Annotated in this window: 1 protein-coding gene; it reads right to left on the bottom strand. The window is 53.0% G+C overall.

The window, feature by feature from the left end; all coding sequences use genetic code 11:
• Positions 1 to 532, bottom strand: a 532-nt coding sequence (locus AC1RPJ_RS07735) for a DNA polymerase (RefSeq protein ID WP_481762837.1), incomplete at both ends; no start/stop codon positions are given.

Here is a 532-nt window from a genome sequence, read left to right as displayed (position 1 = left end):
TCAATCAATGCCGTAAGCTTGTGATCCAACTCTTCCAGCATGCGATTGATTTCGACCATACGCTTCTTGTCCGTCTCGGGCTTCAACGACTCTTCGTACAGCGCGCTGATCTGTCCTTTTAGGGAGCCAAGGTCACTCTGCTTCGTATCGATGCCGAGTGTCTTTGCGCTCTTACCGTACAGCGTGCCGAACACAATCGCCTTAATCGCGTGACGGAGCGGGTGATCCTTGTCCACCCACTGCTTGAAAAAGCGAAACACGTTTTGAATGTGAATGTCGCCTTTCGTCTTTAGCTGCGCCTTGATCTCAGCGCGTTCCTCATCGGTCTTTGCCGAGATGTAGGCTTGCCGCAATTTCTGACCTGCGCGGAACGCCTCGGCCAGTGCCTTGTCGCCTGCCGCAACTGACCAGATTCGCACTTCGTGAGCAGAGTAGTCGTATCGAATCATCAGGTATCCGGGTGTGGATACGAACATCTTCTTGATGATCTTTGCGAGCTTTCCCCGGCTCGGAATCTGCTGAAGGTTAGGTC

It is taken from the genome of Dellaglioa sp. CoH-57-MRSF-17 (genome assembly GCF_056782015.1).
The sequence above is the reverse complement of the archived record's forward strand: the minus strand, read 5'-3'. Positions and strand labels throughout refer to the sequence as shown.